The 3,334-nt window shown below is 72.9% G+C and carries 3 protein-coding genes; 2 read left to right on the forward strand and 1 reads right to left on the reverse strand.

Annotation, left to right across the window (positions count from 1 at the left end):
- Window positions 1-101: 101 nt before the first annotated feature.
- On the reverse strand, window positions 102-1,019 hold the full coding sequence (locus AC07AL_RS27720; RefSeq protein WP_478318567.1) for a hypothetical protein: 918 nt from the start codon (window positions 1,017-1,019) through the stop codon (window positions 102-104).
- Window positions 1,020-1,313: 294 nt separating this feature from the next.
- On the opposite strand from AC07AL_RS27720, the gene AC07AL_RS27725 reads away from it, so the two are divergent.
- Window positions 1,314-1,874: a hypothetical protein gene (locus AC07AL_RS27725; RefSeq protein WP_363630882.1), complete on the forward strand. Its 561-nt coding sequence runs from the start codon at window positions 1,314-1,316 to the stop codon at window positions 1,872-1,874.
- Window positions 1,875-2,274: 400 nt separating this feature from the next.
- Window positions 2,275-3,189: a hypothetical protein gene (locus tag AC07AL_RS27730; RefSeq protein WP_363630880.1), complete on the forward strand. Its 915-nt coding sequence runs from the start codon at window positions 2,275-2,277 to the stop codon at window positions 3,187-3,189.
- The last annotated feature ends 145 nt before the right edge of the window (window positions 3,190-3,334 follow it).

Consider the following 3,334-nt stretch of genomic DNA (forward strand, 5'->3'; position numbering starts at 1 on the left):
CCCCCCCCCCCCCCCCCCCCCCCCCCCCCCCCCCCCCCCCCCCCCCCCCCCCCCCCCCCCCCCCCCCCCCCCCCCCCCCCCCCCCCCCCCGGCCCGCTGTTCTAGAAGGTGAGGGTGATGCAGCCGCTGCCGCCCTCGGTGCCCGCGGTGCCGTCCTCGCCGGGGGTCTGGGGGTCGTCGAAGTTGCCGACGTAGTCCTGGCCGTCGCCGCCGTCCCCGCCGTCCCCGCCGTCGCCGGTGCCCACGGGGCAGGCGGCCGGCACAGGAGCCCCCGCTGCACCGCCTTCGCCGCCCACGCCGCCCGTGCTGCCGGGGACGGTCTCGCCGACGGTGGCCGGTGTCACGTCGACGCCTTCCTCACCACCGGCGCCGAGGTCACCGTCGGATCCGCCTGTGCCGCTGGGCCCTCCGCCCTTGCAGGCGGAGGCGGGGACGCTCCCTCCGCCGTGGCCTCCCTCGCCCCGGGCGCCTCCGAGCACGCTGCCCGCGCCCCCGCCCCCGGGCCGTGACCCGCCGTCCACGGCTACCAGGACGGCTGCGCCGCCGGTGAGAGTGGACCGGCCCCCGGCGCCCCCGGCACCGCCGTCGGCACCCGGGTCGGCCTCCTCACCGCTAGCGCCTCCCGCCCCACCGGCTCCGCCGGTGCCGACGGTGAGGGTCAGCACGTCGCCAGGGGTGACGGCCAGGGTGCAGGTGACCCGGGCGCCTCCCCCGCCGCCGCCTCCCGCCCCGCCCCCGCCGCCGCTCTTGAAAAGGCCGGTGCCACCTCCCCCGCCCCCGCCGCCTCCCCCGGAACCCGCCGCGACGAGGGTGACGGTGATGCCGGTGACACCGTCCGGGACGGTGAACGTGGCGTCGGTGGTGAAGGTCCGGGTGGTCGCGTCCCGGGCGGGCGCGGCGACGCCGACCGGCAGGACCAGCGCCCCCGCGAGGCATCCGGAACCGAGGGCGGCACGCACCCTCCGGGGGCGGGCAGGCCTCACACGGGCTCCGGCCGTCACCCCATGGTCGTAGCTCATGCTCAAACAGTGCTGCGGCCGCGGTTCTCCCGCGACGCCGGAGGGGAGATCGGGTGACCCGGCCCGCCCTCAGCGGGGCGCCGGCAACGGCCACCGGGCCCGCCCGCCCCGCTGCACCCCGGGCTCGCGCACGTAGACGAACAGCCGAACGGCAGCAAGGCTTCTCGGTCGACTGGGTACGCCTGTCCGGATGAGACACGGAGTGCGCCGACAGCGCGCATGTACCGGTTGATCGAGTACCGGGGATTCTTGGCGCCAAGGCACGACACCGACGAACAGGAAGAAGAGCACACGATGAGGCGTCTGATGGTGGCGGCGGTCGCGGGCGGGTTGCTGGCCGTAGCGATCCCGGGGGCGGCCGGGTCCGCGCACGCGACGGAGGTACTGAAGGACCTGACCTGCTCAGGGCCGGTGACGCTGACGTTCAAGAACCCGGTGACCGACGCGGCGGCATCGAACTCGTACACGGTCGAAGGCAGTCTCGACGACTGTTACAGCGCCGCCGGAACCAACTCGAACGTCGACCACGGCACGATCTCCTCGGTCGGCACCGGGACGTTCTCCTGCGTGTCCTACCATCCCTTCTCCGGAACGGCGACCTTCACCTGGTACGACGTCAACAACAGGAACCTCGGCCGCACCACCGTCTCCTTCCAGGGCGGGGAGAAGGGCAACTCGGGTGGCAGCGAGGTGACCAACGACGAGACCGGCATCACGGACGTGACCAGCACCCTCCTGCCCCTCAACAGCTACCAGGGCAGCTTCGACCTGTCCGGCATCACCGGCTCCTGCGACACCGGGGTGACCGCCCTGACCGGGAAACACGAGGTGGACTTCAGCCTCGCCTCGCTCTGAGCGCACAGCACGCGCTCCCGCGCCCCCGGGCAACATCCGACGCCCGGGGGCGCGCCATTCCTGTGGCCACTGCTCGGAAGGCGTGCACCGTTGCCGCGTCGACTCCGGCACAGTGGCGGACCGGATGCCGTCAAGCGCGTTGACCGCCCTGCGACATGACCACATGTCAGAGTACGAACCACTGGGCTGGAAGCCCGCTTCACCGCTACGTGCCGATGGAGGCGCAGACATGGTCGATGGAATCCGCGAAGAGGACGAGTCCGGCGGGCCGGGGGCAACACCGGTGGCACGCCGAAGCCTCCTCAGGGCAGCAGGACTGGGTGCGGCCGTGGTGGGCTTGGGCGCAGCCGCGCCAGCAGCAGCCGCAGCCGCAGCCGCAGCCGCAGCCGAGGACCGGTCCGTGGCCCCCGCAGGTGCCACCCGTCGGCCGGACGCGCTCAACAGCGTGAACCTGTACTGCTCGGCGGACGCGGGCACCTACATGGGCGGCGGGACGGCCACCGTGCAGGTCACGATCGGCAACTTCAGCAGCACCGCGGCCACCGGACCGGTGTCGCTGAAGGTCATCACCCCGTTCTACGCCAACGTCGCGACGCTGCCGTCCGTCAGCGGCGGCACCTCCCGCTGGCTGTACCAGAACAACGCGCCCGACGTGCCCTCCGTCATCCAGGTCTCGTTCAACGGCTTCCCGGCGAACACGGCCGTGACCGTTCCCGTCACCTTCGCCCTGCTGCCCGGTGCCCCCAACATCCCCCCGATCGGCCGGGCCATCTTCACCACCGACGCGAACAACACCACCGACATGGACAGCGATCTGACCCGCAACGTGTGGGAGTTCGGCTTCGTCCGCTCCAGCCTGGGCGCCCCACCCCCCGGCAACGCCAACCTCTACTTCACCTCCCCCCAGCTCCCCCTGATCGCCGGAGGCGCGTCGGCCGAGGTCCCGTTCCACTTCTACAACGGCGCCGGCACCCTGTTCGACGGCACCCAGAGCCCCGCGAACTTCACCTTCTCCACCCCCTTCTACACCCAGATCCCCACCACCGGCCGCCCACCCGGCCTCACCGCGCTCTACGAGAACAACGACCCCGCCATCCCCTCCGTCTACCGGCTCTCCGTCCCCCCGGGGCTCGGCGCCCTCGGACCGCAGACCCCCGCCACCATCGGCATCCCCTACCTGATGCAGAGCGGCGGCCCGAGGGAGTACACCGTCTCCTCCGCCATGATCACCCCCACCGGCGGCGACACCCAGGGCGACCTCTCCATCGCCCACCACCACTTCGGCATGGTCTCCGTCATCAACACCCCCGTGTAGCCCGGTCGGATCACCGGTACTGCTCCTGGTGGGGTTGGGGGGGGGGTCTGGGGGGGGGAGACAGGGGCCCAGAACCCACCTCCACCCCCCCCACCACCAGAACCACCCGAAAACCACCCCCCGGTCGACCCCCCCCCTCCCAGGC

The sequence above is a fragment of the Kitasatospora sp. NPDC043949 genome, assembly GCF_056435365.1.

Coding starts and splice junctions, on each gene's coding strand:
- AC07AL_RS27720 (WP_478318567.1), bottom strand. CDS start 1,019: ATGAGCTACGACCATGGGGTGACGGCCGGAGCCCGTGTGAGGCCTGCC.
- AC07AL_RS27725 (WP_363630882.1), top strand. CDS start 1,314: ATGAGGCGTCTGATGGTGGCGGCGGTCGCGGGCGGGTTGCTGGCCGTA.